Source organism: Negativibacillus massiliensis (assembly GCF_900148495.1).
In the GTDB taxonomy this organism is placed as follows: Bacteria; Bacillota; Clostridia; order Oscillospirales; family Ruminococcaceae; genus Negativibacillus; species Negativibacillus massiliensis.
This window is the reverse complement of the sequence record NZ_FTRU01000007.1, coordinates 525,910-540,436: the sequence shown is the minus strand read 5'-3', so window position 1 is coordinate 540,436 and position 14,527 is coordinate 525,910. Positions and strand designations below refer to the sequence as shown.

Sequence of the window (14,527 nt, the reverse complement as noted above, 5' to 3'; positions counted from 1 at the left end):
TTCGCGTTCCCATGCTGATGTAAAATTGTGCCCCAATCGAAACGATTATCTGGAGTACAACTCAACGATGAGATGTTCTTCAACATCGAGATCGATATCTTCGCGATTTGGAAGGTTAACAACTTTAACTACGCCGTTGTCTTTGTTCATATCCAGCCACTGTGGAACTGGACGGGAACCGTTTGCTTCCATGATAGCTTTGAATTTTTCAGAAGATTTGCTGCCTTCTGTCAGAGCAACAACATCGCCAGCCTTCAGAAGGATGGATGGAATGTTTGCTTTGTGGCCGTTAACGGTGAAATGACCGTGACGAACCAGCTGTCTTGCTTCAGCTCTGGAAGAAGCCATGCCAGCTCTGTAAACGATATTGTCGATACGGCTTTCCAGGATTCTCAGGAGGTTTTCACCAGCCATGCCCTGCTGTTTGGTAGCCATTTCGAAATATTTAGCGAACTGACCTTCAAGAACACCATAGAAGCGTCTTGTTTTCTGTTTTGCACGGAGCTGCAGTCCGTACTCGGAAACTTTCTTGCGGTTCTGACCGTGCTGGCCCGGAGCATAGCTTCTGCGGGACAGAGCGCATTTGTCAGAGTAGCATCTTTCGCCTTTGAGGAACAGTTTCTGTCCTTCACGACGGCAAAGCTTGCAAACCGCACCTGTATATCTTGCCATATTCTTGTACCTCCCTAATCAGATTACACGCGTCTTCTCTTAGGTGGACGGCAACCGTTGTGCGGAATTGGAGTAACATCTTTGATCATGTTAACTTCAAGACCTGCTGCCTGCAGTGCACGGATCGCAGCCTCACGTCCGGAACCTGGTCCTTTAACAAATACTTCTACAGATTTCAGACCGTGAATCATAGCAGCTTTTGCAGCTGTTTCAGCGGCTGTCTGTGCAGCAAATGGAGTGGATTTTCTGGAACCTCTGAAGCCCAGACCACCTGCACTTGCCCAGGAAATTGCGTTGCCCTGAGTGTCTGTAATAGTAACAATGGTATTGTTAAAAGTAGACTGGATATGAGCAGCGCCGCGCTCAATATTTTTACGCTCACGACGTCTTGGTGTGGTGGCTTTTTTACCGTTGTTAACTTTAGCCATTTCTCAATATCCCTCCCCTTACTTCTTCTTGTTAGCGATTGTTTTCTTTGGACCTTTTCTTGTACGAGCGTTTGTCTTGGTTCTCTGACCTCTTACAGGCAGACCTTTTCTATGACGAACGCCTCTGTAGCATCCAATTTCAATCAGTCTCTTGATGTCGAGTGCAACGTCACGACGAAGGTCACCCTCAACAACAAAATGTTTATCAATGTAATCTCTCAGCTTTGTAACGTCATCCTCGTCCATGTCTTTAACTCTGATATCAGGGTTAACACCTGTTGCTGCCAGGATGTCGTTTGCGGACTTTCTTCCGATACCGTAGATATAGGTCAGTCCAATTTCGATCCGCTTCTCGCGAGGCAGGTCTACACCAGCTATACGAGCCATACTTTTGTTGCACCTCCATTATATAGGTCTTGCATATCCCAAAGGGCTTGTTTGTTCGCCCGGGGTTAGTGATTAACCCTGACGCTGTTTATGCTTCGGGTTGCTGCAAATTACCATAATGCGTCCTTTGCGTTTGATGATTTTGCATTTTTCGCACATGGGTTTAACGGAAGGTCTTACTTTCATTTGAAACTACCTCCTTGTCATGAAGTTCTTTTTAAAAAGAACCTCTACCCTTTAATTCCGTGGATTTATTTGGAACGCCATGTAATGCGGCCCTTCTGCAGGTCATATGGAGACATCTCCACTGTTACCTTATCGCCTGGAAGGATTCGGATGAAGTTCATACGAAGTTTTCCAGAGATGTGAGCCAGAATTACGTGGCCGTTTGGCAACTCAACTTTAAATTGAGCGTTTGGCAAAGCTTCCAAAACCTTGCCTTCAATTTCGATTACGTCTTCCTTGGACAAGTAAAAAACCTCCTTTTACGGTTTCTAGAAGGTTTGTACCTTACAAAAACCCAAACTGGTCAAAGCTTTTCTGAGTTGTTTGTCGGTTGTGAGCTTGAGAAGATCCAGTGTGTAACCGGTGTCTTCCAGATGTTTTTGCTTTTTCCGTTTTGGATGATTGAGCTTTCGCCTTCTTCCATCGGAAAGCAGCACACAGTCTGCATCGGTCTGGATCACCACAAAAAATCGGTCCTGATTTCTGCCGGCAATCGGCCGGACGATGGATCCTGTCTTGATCATCGTTCCTCCCACTCGGTCATGATGACCGGCCCGGAGGCGGTGATGGCAATGGTGTGTTCGAAGTGAGCCGAAAGACTTCCGCTTCTTGTCAGGACGGTTCCGTCCTTTTTAACCACAACCTCGCTGCCTTTTGCGTTGATCATCGGCTCGATTGCCAATGTCATGCCCGGCAGGAGCTTGAGTCCATGTCCTGGTGTGCCGTAGTTTGGAATGGATGGTGACTCGTGCAGCTTTCTGCCGACACCGTGTCCCACATAATCCCGGACTACCGCAAAGCCAAAGCTTTTGGCATAGGATTCTACCGCATATCCGACATCTCCCAAACGGTTACCCGGCTGGGCTGCCTCGATTGCACGGTAGAGACATTCTTTTGTAACGTCCATGATTTTCTGTGCTTCTTCGGAAACTTTTCCCGCAGCAAAGGTTGCTGCGTTGTCTCCGGTGTAGCCGTTAATTGCCGCGCCTACATCGACGCTGACAATGTCGCCTTCCTCGATCACCCTGCCGGAAGGAATTCCGTGGATGACCTCATCGTTTACCGAGATACAGCATGACGCCGGAAAGCCGCCGTATCCCAGGAAGGTTGGCTTTGCTCCCTGAGAAACAATAAACTCATGAAGCATTTGGTCCACATAAGCTGTGGATACCCCCGGTTTAATCAACTCGCCCGCAAGTTTCAGAGCCTGAGCGCTGATCTTGCAGGAAAGTTTCATATCGGATAATTCTTTGCTTGTTTTGAGTACAACCATTGGGTTTAACCCTCCAAAGCAGACTTGACTCCTAACGCATTGAGTGTATCTTTCGTTACTTCCTCAACTGGCTTGTCGCCTTCGATCATATAGAGGACGTTAAGCTCTTTGTAGAAGTCTTTGAGCGGTTCTGTCTGTTCGTGGTAAACCTGCAGTCTGTCCTTAACGGTATCCGGATGGTCATCCTTGCGGATGATCAGTTCGTGGCCGCATTTGTCACAGGTGTTTTCAACCTTTGGTGGGTTGTAAACCAGGTGATAAGTTGCGCCGCACTCGCCGCATACACGTCTACCGGTCATTCTCTGCATGATCGTCTCATCAGGAACTTCGATGTCAATTACATGATCAATCTCGACGCCCATTTCTTTAAGAGCCTGTGCCTGTGGCACGGTTCTTGGGAAACCATCAAGAATAAAACCGTTTTTGCAATCATCCTGTTTCAGACGTTCGTTCACCATTTCGATCACTACTGCATCTGGCACCAATTTTCCTGCATTAACGAATTCCTGTGCCTTTTTACCGGCTTCGGTACCGTCACGCATTGCTGCACGAATGATGTTGCCGGTACTGATCTGAGGAATATGACAATACTCGCAGATTTTTTCGGCCTGTGTGCCTTTGCCTGCACCTGGCGCTCCGAGAAGTATGATATTCATAAAACAGATCCCCTTTCTGGAAACTATTCCAGGAAACCTTTATAGTGACGCATCATCATTTCAGACTCGAGCTGTTTTACCGTATCCAGTGCAACACCTACGATAATGATGATGGTAGTACCTCCAAGCGATACACCCTGAATTCCGGTCAGAGCTGCGATACCGATTGGAAGGATTGCGACTACCGCACAGAACAAAGCACCCATCAGAGTAACTTTGGAAATGATTCTTGCGATGAAGTCTGAAGTTGGTTTACCAGGTCTGATACCTGGGATTGCGCCGTTGTTCTTTCTGAGGTTGTTCGCCATTTCAACTGGGTTGTACTGGATCGCAACGTAGAAATACGCAAAAGCAATGATCAGGATGAAATACAAAAATGCGTAAAAACCGCTGTTGTAATTAAAGATCTTTACAAAGCTTGCCCAGAAGGAGCCTTCCTCCGGCTGGATGAAAGCAGCGATTGTACCTGGAATCGCCATCAGGGAGCTTGCGAAGATGATTGGCATAACGCCGGACATGTTAACGTTAACCGGAATGTAGCTGGACTGGCCACCGTACATCTTACGGCCAACAACACGTTTTGCATACTGAATTGGAATTCTGCGCTCTGCTTTTGTCATCAGAACGATGAAGCCAACCAGGATTACAAAAATAACTACAAGGAGCGGAACACCGATCAGGTAACGAAGACCTGTGCCGGTGCTGCCTGCCTTCAGGCCCTGGTAACCAAGTACCAGATACTGCCACATAGATACGACCACAGAGCCGCCTCGGGAAACGATACCTGCAAACAGGATCATGGAGATGCCGTTGCCGATACCTTTTTCGTCGATCTGTTCACCCAGCCATACGCAGAGCATGGAACCTGCGGTGAACATGGACATGATGGTCAGGAAGATGATTGCGTTACCGAATGCGTTTCCGCCATCCATAACAGCACCATTGGAATCAAGGATTCTGTAGTAACCCAACGCAGTGATCAGTGCAAGACCGATTGTAACGTATCTTGTGATCTTGTTGAGTCTCTTACGGCCCTCAGCGCCCTCTTTCGCGAGCTGTTCCAGAGCCGGAATCGCTACAGCAAGAAGCTGTACCACGATGCTGGAGGTGATGTATGGGGAAATAGACAGAGCAAACAGGGTTGCGTTCTGGAACGCGCCACCGGTCAAGAGGTTAAAGAAACCGAGGAGGTTTCCGTCACCGAAGCCCTGCATTACGGATGCATCCAGAAATGGTACCGGCAGAGCAGCACCAAAACGGAAGATCACGATAATCATTAATGTGTAGCAGATTCTTTTCTTTAAATCAGGCAGTTTCCAGGCATTTTTGAGGGTTTCAAACATCCTAGATCACCTCAGCCTTTCCGCCTGCCTTTTCAATCTTTTCTTTGGCAGAAGCGGAGAATGCTGTAACATTCACTGTGAGCTTTTTGCTCAGATCGCCGTTGCCCAGCACCTTAACGCCGTCAAGTGCTTTTTTAACCAGGCCGGTTTCAACGAGGAGTTCTTCAGTAACAACGGTGTCGTTGTCGAATCTTTCCAGATCGCTTACATTTACGATAGCGAAATGTTTAGCGAAGATGTTGTTGAAGCCTCTCTTAGGAATACGTCTCTGGAGTGGCATCTGACCGCCTTCAAAGCCTGGTCTTACGCCGCCGCCGGAACGAGCCTTCTGGCCCTTGTGTCCTTTACCTGCTGTTTTACCATTACCGGAACCCGCACCTCTGCCTACGCGAAAGGCTTTCTTTGTAGAGCCGGGAGCCGGAGAAAGTTCGTGCAATTTCATGGTTCTGCACCTCCTCTTATTAAGCTTCGGTTACCTCTACGAGGTGGGAAATCTTTTTGATTTTACCTTTGGTAGCTGCATTATCTGGCTGGATAACTTCATTACCGATTTTTCTCAGTCCAAGGGACTTAGCGGTAGCGATCTGATCGTCTTTACGACCCTGGAAGCCCCTAACCAGTTTAATTTTCAGGTTTGCCATGGTAGCTTCCTCCCTTAACCAAGAATTTCTTTAACTGTTTTACCGCGGATAGCAGCAACTTCTTCAGCATTTCTCAGAGCAGCGAGACCCTGAACAGTTGCATTTACTACGTTGGTTGGGTTGTTGGAACGCAGACATTTTGTACGGATGTCTTTGATACCAACTGTTTCGAGTACTGCACGAACAGGACCGCCTGCGATAACGCCGGTACCCTGTGGAGCAGGTTTCATCAGAACGCGGCCTGCGCCGAACTCGCCGATGATTTCATGTGGAATAGTTGTGCCTTTGAGCGCAACTTTAATCAGGTTTTTCTTTGCGTCTTCGATACCTTTTCTGATTGCGTCCGGTACCTCTGCAGATTTACCTGTGCCGAAGCCAACAATGCCGTTGCCGTCGCCAACAACTACCAGTGCTGCAAACTTCATGACACGGCCACCTTTAACCGTTTTAGCTACACGGTTGATAGCTACAACTCTTTCACTCAGTTCGAGTGTAGAAGCGTCAATGCGAGTCAAAAGTATCCCTCCTCGTTAGAATTTGAGGCCGCCTTCGCGGGCTGCTTCAGCCAGCTCTTTTACACGACCATGATAGATGTAACCGCTGCGGTCGAATACAACCTCGGAAATACCCTTCTCGAGAGCTTTGCTCGCAATGTTTTTACCAACTTTGCCAGCTGCTTCCTTGTTACCGCCAAAACCTTCAAAACCTTTATCCATCGAAGATGCGCTTACCAGAGTTGTTCCGGTAACATCATCAATAATCTGGGCATAGATATGTTTTGCGGAGCGGAATACGTTGAGGCGTGGACGCTCAGGTGTGCCACTGATTTTTGCTCTGACTCTTTTGTGTCTCTTGAGTCGAGCAGCATTGCTATCAAGCTTTTTCACCATTTCGATTCACTCCCTTTAATTATTTACCTTTACCAGCTTTACCTTCCTTGCGGATGATAACTTCGTCAATATACTTAATACCTTTGCCCTTGTATGGCTCTGGTTTACGTTTTTCACGAATCTTAGCTGCAAACTGACCTACGACCTGTTTGTCCGGACCGCTAACAATGATCTTGTTAGGACCTGGTACCTCGATGCTGATACCTTCGATTTCTGGCATAATTACTTTATGGGAGTAACCGAGGATCATAACGAGGTTTTTGCCTTCTTTAGAAGCTCTGTAACCAACACCGTTGATTTCCAGTTCTTTTTTGAAGCCGTTTGTAACACCTTCTACCATGTTGGAGATCAGTGTTCTTGTAAGGCCGTGTAAGCTTCTGTCTTCTTTCACGTCGCTTGGTCTTGTAACAACGATTTCGTTGTTCTCAACTGCGATGTTCATTCTGTTGTGGAATGTTTTTGTCAGAGTTCCTTTTGGACCTTTAACAGTCAGAGTCTGACCGTCGAGGGATACCTCAACGCCTGCAGGAATAGCTACAGGTTTTCTACCAATTCGAGACATTCTTGTGCACCTCCTTACCAAACAAATGCAAGGACTTCGCCGCCGACATTCTCTACGCGAGCCTGTCTGTCGGTCATGATGCCCTTAGGTGTGGACATGATTGCGATACCCATGCCATTCATAACTTTAGGCATTTCCTTGCAGCTGGTGTAAATGCGCAGTCCCGGTTTGGATACTCTACGCAGACCTGTGATAACAGGCTCTTTGCCCAGACCGTATTTAAGGGTGATTCTAATGATACCCTGTTTACCATCGTCTACAATCTGGAAGCTCTTGATGTATCCTTCATCCAGGAGAATCTGTGCAATTGCTTTTTTCATGTTGGAAGATGGTACATCAACCGTGTCATGTTTCGCTGCGTTTGCGTTTCTGATACGAGTCAGCATATCAGCGATTTTATCAGTAATTTGCATGACGTCAACCTCCTTTGCTCGTGCTTACCAGCTCGCCTTTTTCACGCCAGGGATCTGGCCTTTGTATGCCAGTTCTCTGAAGCAAATTCTGCAAATGCCGAATTTGCGAAGATATGCGTGTGGTCTGCCGCAGATTTTACATCTATTATATGCGCGAGTAGAGAATTTAGGTGTTCTTGCCTGACTTACTTTTTTCGATGTTTTAGCCACTGAACCTTTTCCTCCTTACTTCGCGAACGGAGCGCCCATGAGTTTGAGCAGCTCGCGGGATTCCTCGTCTGTTGTTGCGGTTGTTACGAATGCGATGTCCATACCGCGAACTTTGTCGATTTTATCGTACTCGATCTCAGGGAAGATCAACTGTTCTTTCAGACCCAGGCTGTAGTTGCCGCGGCCGTCAAAACCGTTTGGATTGATTCCTCTGAAGTCTCTTACACGTGGGAGAGCGATGTTGAAGAGTCTGTCAACAAACTCGTACATTGTGTCGCCTCTGAGTGTTACTTTAGCGCCGATAACCATGCCTTCACGAAGTTTGAAGTTCGCAACGGATTTCTTTGCTGCACAAGGAACAGCTTTCTGACCAGTGATAGTAGCCAGGTCTGTCATGATTGCATCGATAATCTTATGGTTGTCTCTAGCCTCGCCACAGCCAACGTTTACGACTACCTTATCCAGCTTAGGAATCTGCATGACGCTTTTATAGCCAAACTTTTTAAACAAAGCTGGTGCTATATCATTAACATAGGTCTCTTTAAGCTTTGCCATGTTTTCTCCTCCTAATTAGAATGTTTCGCCACAACCTTCGTTTTTGCAAAGGCGTGCTTTTGTGCCGTCGGCCAGGATCTTATGAGCAACTCTTGTTGGCTTGCCACATTTTGGGCAAACGAGCATTACTTTGGAAGAATACATTGCGCCTTCAGCGTCAACGATACCGCCCTGCTCACCCATACGACGAGGTTTAACATGTTTTTTGATCATGTTGCAGCCTTCAACGATGACTTTGCCTTCTTTTGGGCTTACCGCCAAAACCTTGCCTTTTTTACCCTTGTCTTTACCGGACAGGATAACAACGGTGTCGCCTGTTTTAACGTGTACGTTCATCTTGAGCACCTCCTACAGAACCTCTGGGGCGAGGCTGAGAATCTTGAGGTAATCTTTATCTCTCAGTTCTCTCGCCACTGGGCCAAAAATACGTGTGCCCCTTGGATTTTTATCTTCTTTAACAATAACAGCTGCGTTCTCGTCGAAACGGATGTAAGTGCCGTCTTCACGTCTTACACCTTTAACGGAACGAACGATAACTGCTTTAACAACGTCGCCTTTTTTAACCATACCGCCTGGAGCAGCTTTTTTAACGGAAGCAACAACGACATCGCCGATGTTTGCATATCTGCGTCTGGAGCCTCCCAGAACACGGATGCACATGAGTTCTTTAGCTCCGGTATTGTCGGCAACTTTCAGATAGGTCTGCATCTGTATCACAGTGCGTCCCCTCCTTTCGGTTGTACTGAATCAAATATTCTATCAGAAAACACTTGCAAGATAATCTTAAATTATTTTGCTTTTTCGATTATTTCGACAACTCTCCAATGTTTGTCTTTGGACAGAGGGCGAGTCTCCATAACCTGTACCTTGTCGCCAATGCCGCATGCGTTTTCTTCGTCATGAGCTTTGAATGTTACGGTACGTTTCATGATTTTATTGTAAAGAGGGTGTTTTACGTTATCTTTGATTGCAACGACAACAGTTTTGTCCATTTTGTTGCTGACAACGGTGCCGACCCTTGTTTTTCTAAGGTTTCTTTCGTCCACCTTGCGTCCTCCTTCCAAGAATTACTGCACGTTCTTCATTGCATTTTCCTTGATAATCGTGGAAATTCTGGCAATGTCTTTTTTGACAGCCTTAATTCTCTTCGGATTCTCAAGCTGGTTAATTGCGTGCTGGAAGCGAAGGTGGAAAAGCTCAGCTTTCAAGTCTACAAGCTTCTCGGAAAGTTCTTTTTCGGACAAGTTTCTGATCTCAACAGCTTTCATTACTTTTCACACTCCTTTACTTCTTTCTTGATGAATTTGCACTTAACTGGCAGTTTGTACATAGCCAGACGCATAGCCTCACGAGCAAGCTCTTCGGATACGCCACCGATTTCGAACATTACGGTGCCTGGTTTAACAACTGCTACCCAGTACTCTGGGCTACCTTTACCGGAACCCATTCGAGTTTCAGCAGGTTTTTCTGTGATTGGTTTATGTGGGAAGATCTTGATCCAAACCTGACCACCACGTTTGATGTAACGGGTCATAGCAATACGAGCTGCTTCGATCTGGTTGGAAGTGATCCAGGATGGTTCCAGTGCCTGCAGACCAAAATCACCGTAAGCAACATAGTTGCCCTTGTGAGCTGCGCCTTTCATGCGGCCTCTGTGCTGTCTGCGGTATTTAACTCTTTTCGGGAGAAGCATTAGTTTTTGCCTCCTTCCTTACGAGGCTGTCTCTTTACTGCCTGGAGAACTTCTCCAGCGTAAATCCAGACTTTAACGCCGATTTTGCCGTAAGTGGTGTTTGCTTCTGCGAAACCATAGTCGATGTCAGCACGCAGTGTCTGCAGCGGAATGGTTCCTTCATGGTAATGTTCGCTTCTAGCGATTTCAGCTCCGCCCAGACGGCCGGAAACCTGAACTTTGATACCCTGTGCACCCAGTTTCATGGTACGGCCGATGCACTGTTTCATTGCGCGGCGGAAAGAGATACGTCTTTCCAGCTGGGAAGCAATGTTTTCTGCAACGAGCTGCGCGTTTTTGTCTGGCTGCTTAACTTCAACAATGTTGATGAATACCTTTGCAGGTACTTCTCTGTTCTTGTTGATGATTTTTTCACACTGTGCACGGAGCTTTTCGATTTCAGCGCCGCCTTTACCGATAACCATACCTGGTTTTGCGCAGTGGATGTGGATTCTTACTTTGGTTGCGTCACGCTCGATCTCGATGCGTGGTACACCTGCCAGCTGCAGGCTGTTTTTCAGGAACTTACGCAGATTGTAGTCCTCTACCAGGATATCGCCAAAAGCGTCGTCCTTAGCAAACCAGCGGGAATCCCAATCTTTGATGACACCGACACGAATGCCGTGTGGATTAACCTTTTGTCCCATAGTTTACCTCCTCCTTTGGCTATTCCTTCTCTTTGAGAACGATTGTGATGTTGGATGTTCTCTTGAATACTCTAAATGCTCTGCCCTGTGCTCTTGGTCTAACTCTCTTGAGAGTTGGGCCTTCGCCAACGAAGCACTCTGCAACATAGAGGTTGTTTACGTCCATGTTGTGGTTGTTTTCTGCGTTAGCGATTGCGGATTTCAGAAGCTTCTCAACTGGCTCGCATGCGGCCTTTGGAGTGTGCTTCAGAATAGCCAAAGCTAATTTTGTCGGCTTGTTTCTGATCAGATCAAGCACGATCTGCACTTTACGTGGTGCAATACGGGCATATTTCAGGTAAGCCCTTGCTTCCATTTGTTATCCTCCTCTCGGCCTTTGCTTACTTAGTTTTTTTAGCGCCAGCGTGGCCTCTATAGGTTCTTGTAGGAGCAAATTCTCCCAGCTTGTGTCCAACCATATCCTCGGTTACATATACCGGAACATGTTTGCGACCATCATGAACTGCGAATGTATGTCCAACGAAATCAGGGAAAATTGTGGAAGAACGGCTCCAGGTTTTGAGCACTCTCTTTTCACCAGCAGCGTTCATTTCCTTTACCCTTTTGAGCAGTACAGGCTGTACAAAAGGTCCCTTTTTAATACTTCTACCCATTAGTTCGTCTCCTTTCAGCCTGCATTACTTGTCGTTGCGGCGTTTGACAATGTACTTGTCGGAGCGGTTGCTCTTCTTTCTGGTCTTATAGCCAAGAGCAGGTTTGCCCCAAGGAGTAACTGGGCCTGGACGGCCAACTGGGGATTTACCTTCACCACCACCGTGTGGATGGTCGCATGGGTTCATAACGGAACCGCGAACGGTAGGTCTCCAACCCATGTGGCGTTTACGGCCAGCTTTACCAATAGATACGTTTTCGTGATCGATGTTACCTACCTGACCAACAGTTGCCATGCAGTTTACTGGAACGTTTCTCAGCTCACCGGATGGAAGTCTGATCAGTGCGAGGTTACCTTCTTTTGCCATCAGCTGAGCCATGATACCAGCTGCACGAGCAAGCTGTGCGCCCTTGCCTGGGTAAAGCTCAACGTTGTGGATGAAGGTACCAACCGGAATGTTTGCCAGAGGCAGTGCGTTACCGGTCTTGATGTCTGCATGCTCGCCGGATTCGATTACGTCGCCAACTTTCAGGCCGTTTGGAGCGAGGATGTATCTCTTCTCGCCGTCTTCGTACTGAACCAGAGCGATGTGAGCGGAGCGGTTTGGATCGTACTCGAGGGTGAGTACAGTTGCAGGCATATCTACTTTGTTACGTTTGAAGTCGATGATACGGTATTTTCTTCTGTTACCGCCACCACGATGGCGAACAGTGATGCGACCGTAGCTGTTACGTCCTGAATTCTTTTTCAGTGGAGCCAGAAGGCTTCTTTCAGGAGCAACCTTGGACAGTTCGGAGAAGTCAGTTGTTGTCATCTGACGTCTAGCAGCTGTCGTTGGCTTATATGTTTTAATAGCCATGGTTTCACTCTCCTCATGAATTTTTGCGGGACTGAGTCAGATCCCATACTTGGAAGGACAAACCTTTTTGGGTTTATCCTTCGGGCAATTACATCATAGAATCGAAGAACTCGATTGTCTTGGAGTCTTCGGTCAGGGTTACGATTGCTTTCTTCCAGTCAGCGGTGTAACCTGCATGCATGCCCTGGCGTCTGTATCTGCCGTTAACGTTCATGGTGTTAACTTTAGCAACTTTTACGCCAAACAGTTCTGCAACTGCTTTTGCGATTTCGATCTTGTTTGCGTCTTTTGCAACTTTAAAGGTGTACTTTTTGTTTGCAATGCCCTGCATGCTAGCCTCAGTGATAACAGGCTTCAGGATGATATCGTGTGCAGTTTTCATTATGCGTACACCTCCTCGATTTTCTCAAGTGCACTCTTAGCAACGATGAATTTGTCGCAGTTAAGAATATCGTACACATTGATTGTATTTACCAGAGCGGTTTTAACACCTGGGATGTTAGCAGCGCTCTTGATGAGTTTTGCATCAACCTCTGGCATAACGATAAGAGCTTTCTTATCAGCGCCCAGATTGGAGAGCATCTCTGCAACAGCTTTGGTTTTGTAACCTTCTACTGCGATGTTGTCAACAACGATCAGGTTGTTGTCAGCAACTTTTGCGGAGAATGCAGATTTAAGAGCAAGTCTCTTAACTTTCTTTGGCAGCTCGTAGCTGTAATCTCTTGGCTTAGGACCGAGAGCGATACCGCCGTGTGTCCACTGTGGAGCTCTTGTGGAACCCTGTCTAGCGCGGCCTGTACCCTTCTGTTTCCATGGTTTGCGGCCACCGCCGGAAACCTCAGAACGGGTAAGAGTGGACTGTGTGCCCTGACGCTGGTTTGCAAGGTAGTTAACTACTGCAGCGTGCATAACAGAAGTGTTTGGTTCGATTCCGAAGATGGCATCGGAGAGGGTCATTTCGCCAACGCTCTTGCCGGTCATATCAAATACAGTAACCTGTGGCATCGTGTTTCCTCCTTTCCTTACGCCATCTTAACGCTGTCAGTGATGTATACTACGCCGTTTTTAGCACCCGGAATAGCACCCTTGATTGCGATAAGATTGTTTTCAACGTCAACTTTAACGATTTCGAGGTTCTGAACTGTAACTCTTTCAGCACCCATGTGACCTGGAAGACGTTTGCCCTTGAATACACGGGATGGATCGGAACAAGCGCCGTTGGAACCTGCATGTCTTGCAACAGGACCGGTACCGTGGGTCTCTTTGAGTCTGTGGTTGCCGTAACGTTTAATTGTGCCGGCGTAACCTTTACCTTTGGAAGTGCCGCAAACGTCTACTTTGTCGCCGTTTGCAAAGACATCAGCTTTGATCAGATCGCCTACATTGAGTGCAGCGCAATCATCGAGTCTGAACTCTCTGAGCACTTTCTTCATAGCAACGTCGCTCTTAGCGAAGTGGCCCTGAAGTGGTTTGTTTACGTGTTTGCTTGTGACCTCGCCAAAACCGATCTGCACGGCTTCGTAACCGTCGTTTTCGATTGTCTTTTTCTGAACGACGACACAAGGACCAGCTTCAATTACTGTTACGGGAATGAATTTTCCATTCTCGTCAAAAAGCTGTGTCATACCCAGCTTTCTGCCTACGATGCATTTTTGCATTGTATATACCTCCTATTGGTTATTGGTTGGCGGCTTTGCCGTCAACATTACCTTTGCAGACAAGCGTTCTTTGTTTTCACAAAGTCGCCGGAAAACCTGGATTTTCGGTTCTCCTAAATTTCAGTGGAAAACTTTGATTAAAGTTTTACTTCGATTTCTACGCCTGCAGGGAGCTCAAGACCTTTGAGAGCCTCTACTGTTTTCTGAGTAGGTCTCAGTACGTCAATGAGTCTTTTGTGTGTTCTCATCTCAAACTGCTCACGGGAATCTTTGTACTTATGAACAGCACGCAGAATGGTGATTACTTCTTTCTCGGTTGGGAGCGGAATAGGACCAGAAACTCTAGCACCTGTTCTTGTTACTACCTCAACGATTTTTGCTGCAGAAGAGTCTACCAACTGATAATCGAAACCCTTCAGTCTGATTCTGATTTTTTCTTTGACTGCCACATCATCGCCTCCTTAAAGCATTTTCTTGAGTGGGACGACGTCTTTTGGCATTTCATCTTTCCAGTGGAAAACTGATTGCCAACACGCAGTGTTCTCACAATCGCATTGAACACGCTTCCGCGTGTTTCCTGACTTTCCAAATAAAAAATCGGGCAAACCGCATTACGCAGCTTTACCCGGGACTTTAGACAGTCATGGTTTGAAACCATTTGTCAACGATCGGAATTCCTTCCGTGTTATAAAGCCGCCCGGTTTTAAATCGGACATACTCGGCG

30 protein-coding genes are annotated in these 14,527 nt (G+C 46.9%); all 30 read right to left on the bottom strand.

Annotated features, from left to right (window positions below; translation table 11 throughout):
• Positions 1 to 45 precede the first annotated feature (45 nt).
• Positions 46 to 672: a 30S ribosomal protein S4 gene (gene rpsD / locus BQ5375_RS05445; RefSeq protein ID WP_022132091.1), complete on the bottom strand. Its 627-nt coding sequence runs from the start codon at positions 670 to 672 to the stop codon at positions 46 to 48.
• A gap of 23 nt (positions 673 to 695) precedes the next feature.
• Entirely contained in the window at positions 696 to 1,100 is a 405-nt protein-coding gene (rpsK, locus tag BQ5375_RS05440) for a 30S ribosomal protein S11 (protein WP_022132090.1), read from the bottom strand.
• Between the two features lie 18 nt (positions 1,101 to 1,118).
• Entirely contained in the window at positions 1,119 to 1,487 is a 369-nt protein-coding gene (gene rpsM / locus BQ5375_RS05435; protein ID WP_022132089.1) for a 30S ribosomal protein S13, read from the bottom strand.
• Between the two features lie 72 nt (positions 1,488 to 1,559).
• The gene (rpmJ, locus tag BQ5375_RS05430; protein WP_022116030.1) at positions 1,560 to 1,673 is read right to left on the bottom strand and encodes a 50S ribosomal protein L36; all 114 of its coding nucleotides are present in this window, start codon (positions 1,671 to 1,673) and stop codon (positions 1,560 to 1,562) included.
• Positions 1,674 to 1,738: 65 nt separating this feature from the next.
• Positions 1,739 to 1,957: a translation initiation factor IF-1 gene (gene infA / locus BQ5375_RS05425; protein ID WP_022116029.1), complete on the bottom strand. Its 219-nt coding sequence runs from the start codon at positions 1,955 to 1,957 to the stop codon at positions 1,739 to 1,741.
• Positions 1,958 to 1,981: 24 nt separating this feature from the next.
• Positions 1,982 to 2,236 carry a KOW domain-containing RNA-binding protein gene (locus BQ5375_RS05420; RefSeq protein WP_076917540.1) on the bottom strand — a complete coding sequence of 85 codons (255 nt, stop codon included), beginning with the start codon at positions 2,234 to 2,236 and terminating at the stop codon, positions 1,982 to 1,984.
• Positions 2,233 to 2,985, bottom strand: coding sequence for a type I methionyl aminopeptidase (gene map, locus BQ5375_RS05415; protein ID WP_022132087.1), 753 nt, complete (start codon positions 2,983 to 2,985; stop codon positions 2,233 to 2,235). Before map ends, BQ5375_RS05420 begins: the two co-directional genes overlap by 4 nt.
• 5 nt (positions 2,986 to 2,990) lie before the next feature.
• A complete protein-coding gene (locus tag BQ5375_RS05410; protein ID WP_022132086.1) occupies positions 2,991 to 3,641 on the bottom strand; it encodes an adenylate kinase in 651 nt (216 codons plus the stop codon).
• A gap of 23 nt (positions 3,642 to 3,664) precedes the next feature.
• Positions 3,665 to 4,984 (bottom strand): preprotein translocase subunit SecY, encoded by a 1,320-nt coding sequence (gene secY / locus BQ5375_RS05405; protein WP_022132085.1) that lies wholly within the window; start codon positions 4,982 to 4,984, stop codon positions 3,665 to 3,667.
• Position 4,985: 1 nt separating this feature from the next.
• Complete coding sequence (rplO, locus tag BQ5375_RS05400) at positions 4,986 to 5,426, bottom strand: 50S ribosomal protein L15 (protein WP_022132084.1); 441 nt, start codon at positions 5,424 to 5,426, stop codon at positions 4,986 to 4,988.
• Positions 5,427 to 5,445: 19 nt separating this feature from the next.
• Entirely contained in the window at positions 5,446 to 5,625 is a 180-nt protein-coding gene (gene rpmD / locus BQ5375_RS05395; RefSeq protein WP_022132083.1) for a 50S ribosomal protein L30, read from the bottom strand.
• A 14-nt stretch (positions 5,626 to 5,639) separates the two neighbouring features.
• The gene (gene rpsE, locus BQ5375_RS05390) at positions 5,640 to 6,140 is read right to left on the bottom strand and encodes a 30S ribosomal protein S5 (RefSeq protein WP_022132082.1); all 501 of its coding nucleotides are present in this window, start codon (positions 6,138 to 6,140) and stop codon (positions 5,640 to 5,642) included.
• Positions 6,141 to 6,155: 15 nt separating this feature from the next.
• Positions 6,156 to 6,515 carry a 50S ribosomal protein L18 gene (rplR, locus tag BQ5375_RS05385; RefSeq protein ID WP_022116021.1) on the bottom strand — a complete coding sequence of 120 codons (360 nt, stop codon included), beginning with the start codon at positions 6,513 to 6,515 and terminating at the stop codon, positions 6,156 to 6,158.
• Positions 6,516 to 6,534: 19 nt separating this feature from the next.
• The gene (gene rplF / locus BQ5375_RS05380) at positions 6,535 to 7,077 is read right to left on the bottom strand and encodes a 50S ribosomal protein L6 (RefSeq protein WP_022132081.1); all 543 of its coding nucleotides are present in this window, start codon (positions 7,075 to 7,077) and stop codon (positions 6,535 to 6,537) included.
• 14 nt (positions 7,078 to 7,091) lie between these two features.
• A complete protein-coding gene (gene rpsH / locus BQ5375_RS05375) occupies positions 7,092 to 7,490 on the bottom strand; it encodes a 30S ribosomal protein S8 (RefSeq protein ID WP_022132080.1) in 399 nt (132 codons plus the stop codon).
• Positions 7,491 to 7,514: 24 nt separating this feature from the next.
• Entirely contained in the window at positions 7,515 to 7,700 is a 186-nt protein-coding gene (locus BQ5375_RS05370) for a type Z 30S ribosomal protein S14 (RefSeq protein WP_076917539.1), read from the bottom strand.
• A gap of 15 nt (positions 7,701 to 7,715) precedes the next feature.
• Positions 7,716 to 8,255: a 50S ribosomal protein L5 gene (gene rplE, locus BQ5375_RS05365; RefSeq protein ID WP_022132079.1), complete on the bottom strand. Its 540-nt coding sequence runs from the start codon at positions 8,253 to 8,255 to the stop codon at positions 7,716 to 7,718.
• Positions 8,256 to 8,270: 15 nt separating this feature from the next.
• Positions 8,271 to 8,591 carry a 50S ribosomal protein L24 gene (gene rplX / locus BQ5375_RS05360; protein WP_022132078.1) on the bottom strand — a complete coding sequence of 107 codons (321 nt, stop codon included), beginning with the start codon at positions 8,589 to 8,591 and terminating at the stop codon, positions 8,271 to 8,273.
• A 12-nt stretch (positions 8,592 to 8,603) separates the two neighbouring features.
• Positions 8,604 to 8,972, bottom strand: coding sequence for a 50S ribosomal protein L14 (rplN, locus tag BQ5375_RS05355; protein ID WP_022116016.1), 369 nt, complete (start codon positions 8,970 to 8,972; stop codon positions 8,604 to 8,606).
• A 71-nt stretch (positions 8,973 to 9,043) separates the two neighbouring features.
• Positions 9,044 to 9,301, bottom strand: a complete 258-nt coding sequence (gene rpsQ / locus BQ5375_RS05350) for a 30S ribosomal protein S17 (RefSeq protein ID WP_022132077.1) — start codon at positions 9,299 to 9,301, stop codon at positions 9,044 to 9,046.
• Between the two features lie 21 nt (positions 9,302 to 9,322).
• Positions 9,323 to 9,523 (bottom strand): 50S ribosomal protein L29, encoded by a 201-nt coding sequence (gene rpmC / locus BQ5375_RS05345; RefSeq protein WP_022132076.1) that lies wholly within the window; start codon positions 9,521 to 9,523, stop codon positions 9,323 to 9,325.
• The gene (gene rplP, locus BQ5375_RS05340) at positions 9,523 to 9,948 is read right to left on the bottom strand and encodes a 50S ribosomal protein L16 (RefSeq protein WP_022132075.1); all 426 of its coding nucleotides are present in this window, start codon (positions 9,946 to 9,948) and stop codon (positions 9,523 to 9,525) included. Before rplP ends, rpmC begins: the two co-directional genes overlap by 1 nt.
• On the bottom strand, positions 9,948 to 10,634 hold the full coding sequence (gene rpsC, locus BQ5375_RS05335; protein ID WP_022132074.1) for a 30S ribosomal protein S3: 687 nt from the start codon (positions 10,632 to 10,634) through the stop codon (positions 9,948 to 9,950). Before rpsC ends, rplP begins: the two co-directional genes overlap by 1 nt.
• A gap of 19 nt (positions 10,635 to 10,653) precedes the next feature.
• Complete coding sequence (gene rplV, locus BQ5375_RS05330) at positions 10,654 to 10,989, bottom strand: 50S ribosomal protein L22 (RefSeq protein WP_022132073.1); 336 nt, start codon at positions 10,987 to 10,989, stop codon at positions 10,654 to 10,656.
• Positions 10,990 to 11,014: 25 nt separating this feature from the next.
• The gene (rpsS, locus tag BQ5375_RS05325; RefSeq protein WP_022132072.1) at positions 11,015 to 11,287 is read right to left on the bottom strand and encodes a 30S ribosomal protein S19; all 273 of its coding nucleotides are present in this window, start codon (positions 11,285 to 11,287) and stop codon (positions 11,015 to 11,017) included.
• Positions 11,288 to 11,311: 24 nt separating this feature from the next.
• The gene (gene rplB / locus BQ5375_RS05320) at positions 11,312 to 12,145 is read right to left on the bottom strand and encodes a 50S ribosomal protein L2 (protein ID WP_022132071.1); all 834 of its coding nucleotides are present in this window, start codon (positions 12,143 to 12,145) and stop codon (positions 11,312 to 11,314) included.
• Between the two features lie 88 nt (positions 12,146 to 12,233).
• The gene (rplW, locus tag BQ5375_RS05315; RefSeq protein WP_022132070.1) at positions 12,234 to 12,527 is read right to left on the bottom strand and encodes a 50S ribosomal protein L23; all 294 of its coding nucleotides are present in this window, start codon (positions 12,525 to 12,527) and stop codon (positions 12,234 to 12,236) included.
• Complete coding sequence (gene rplD / locus BQ5375_RS05310; RefSeq protein ID WP_022132069.1) at positions 12,527 to 13,150, bottom strand: 50S ribosomal protein L4; 624 nt, start codon at positions 13,148 to 13,150, stop codon at positions 12,527 to 12,529. The genes rplW and rplD overlap by 1 nt, the downstream gene beginning before the upstream one ends.
• A gap of 17 nt (positions 13,151 to 13,167) precedes the next feature.
• Positions 13,168 to 13,803: a 50S ribosomal protein L3 gene (gene rplC, locus BQ5375_RS05305; RefSeq protein WP_022132068.1), complete on the bottom strand. Its 636-nt coding sequence runs from the start codon at positions 13,801 to 13,803 to the stop codon at positions 13,168 to 13,170.
• 137 nt (positions 13,804 to 13,940) lie between these two features.
• The gene (rpsJ, locus tag BQ5375_RS05300) at positions 13,941 to 14,252 is read right to left on the bottom strand and encodes a 30S ribosomal protein S10 (protein ID WP_022132067.1); all 312 of its coding nucleotides are present in this window, start codon (positions 14,250 to 14,252) and stop codon (positions 13,941 to 13,943) included.
• Positions 14,253 to 14,527 lie beyond the last annotated feature (275 nt).

What these genes read in the sequence shown, in the direction of transcription:
- rpsS (WP_022132072.1), bottom strand. Translation starts at nt 11,287, where the DNA reads ATGGGTAGAAGTATTAAAAAGGGACCTTTTGTACAGCCTGTACTGCTC.
- rplP (WP_022132075.1), bottom strand. Translation starts at nt 9,948, where the DNA reads ATGCTTCTCCCGAAAAGAGTTAAATACCGCAGACAGCACAGAGGCCGC.
- rplE (WP_022132079.1), bottom strand. Translation starts at nt 8,255, where the DNA reads ATGGCAAAGCTTAAAGAGACCTATGTTAATGATATAGCACCAGCTTTG.
- rpsK (WP_022132090.1), bottom strand. Translation starts at nt 1,100, where the DNA reads ATGGCTAAAGTTAACAACGGTAAAAAAGCCACCACACCAAGACGTCGT.
- rplB (WP_022132071.1), bottom strand. Translation starts at nt 12,145, where the DNA reads ATGGCTATTAAAACATATAAGCCAACGACAGCTGCTAGACGTCAGATG.
- rplO (WP_022132084.1), bottom strand. Translation starts at nt 5,426, where the DNA reads ATGAAATTGCACGAACTTTCTCCGGCTCCCGGCTCTACAAAGAAAGCC.
- rpsD (WP_022132091.1), bottom strand. Translation starts at nt 672, where the DNA reads ATGGCAAGATATACAGGTGCGGTTTGCAAGCTTTGCCGTCGTGAAGGA.
- rplX (WP_022132078.1), bottom strand. Translation starts at nt 8,591, where the DNA reads ATGAACGTACACGTTAAAACAGGCGACACCGTTGTTATCCTGTCCGGT.
- BQ5375_RS05420 (WP_076917540.1), bottom strand. Translation starts at nt 2,236, where the DNA reads ATGATCAAGACAGGATCCATCGTCCGGCCGATTGCCGGCAGAAATCAG.
- rpsH (WP_022132080.1), bottom strand. Translation starts at nt 7,490, where the DNA reads ATGCAAATTACTGATAAAATCGCTGATATGCTGACTCGTATCAGAAAC.
- rplF (WP_022132081.1), bottom strand. Translation starts at nt 7,077, where the DNA reads ATGTCTCGAATTGGTAGAAAACCTGTAGCTATTCCTGCAGGCGTTGAG.
- rpsM (WP_022132089.1), bottom strand. Translation starts at nt 1,487, where the DNA reads ATGGCTCGTATAGCTGGTGTAGACCTGCCTCGCGAGAAGCGGATCGAA.
- rpsC (WP_022132074.1), bottom strand. Translation starts at nt 10,634, where the DNA reads ATGGGACAAAAGGTTAATCCACACGGCATTCGTGTCGGTGTCATCAAA.
- rpmC (WP_022132076.1), bottom strand. Translation starts at nt 9,523, where the DNA reads ATGAAAGCTGTTGAGATCAGAAACTTGTCCGAAAAAGAACTTTCCGAG.
- rplV (WP_022132073.1), bottom strand. Translation starts at nt 10,989, where the DNA reads ATGGAAGCAAGGGCTTACCTGAAATATGCCCGTATTGCACCACGTAAA.
- rpmJ (WP_022116030.1), bottom strand. Translation starts at nt 1,673, where the DNA reads ATGAAAGTAAGACCTTCCGTTAAACCCATGTGCGAAAAATGCAAAATC.
- rpmD (WP_022132083.1), bottom strand. Translation starts at nt 5,625, where the DNA reads ATGGCAAACCTGAAAATTAAACTGGTTAGGGGCTTCCAGGGTCGTAAA.
- rplD (WP_022132069.1), bottom strand. Translation starts at nt 13,150, where the DNA reads ATGCCACAGGTTACTGTATTTGATATGACCGGCAAGAGCGTTGGCGAA.
- map (WP_022132087.1), bottom strand. Translation starts at nt 2,985, where the DNA reads ATGGTTGTACTCAAAACAAGCAAAGAATTATCCGATATGAAACTTTCC.
- secY (WP_022132085.1), bottom strand. Translation starts at nt 4,984, where the DNA reads ATGTTTGAAACCCTCAAAAATGCCTGGAAACTGCCTGATTTAAAGAAA.
- rplW (WP_022132070.1), bottom strand. Translation starts at nt 12,527, where the DNA reads ATGAAAACTGCACACGATATCATCCTGAAGCCTGTTATCACTGAGGCT.
- BQ5375_RS05410 (WP_022132086.1), bottom strand. Translation starts at nt 3,641, where the DNA reads ATGAATATCATACTTCTCGGAGCGCCAGGTGCAGGCAAAGGCACACAG.
- rplC (WP_022132068.1), bottom strand. Translation starts at nt 13,803, where the DNA reads ATGCAAAAATGCATCGTAGGCAGAAAGCTGGGTATGACACAGCTTTTT.
- rplR (WP_022116021.1), bottom strand. Translation starts at nt 6,515, where the DNA reads ATGGTGAAAAAGCTTGATAGCAATGCTGCTCGACTCAAGAGACACAAA.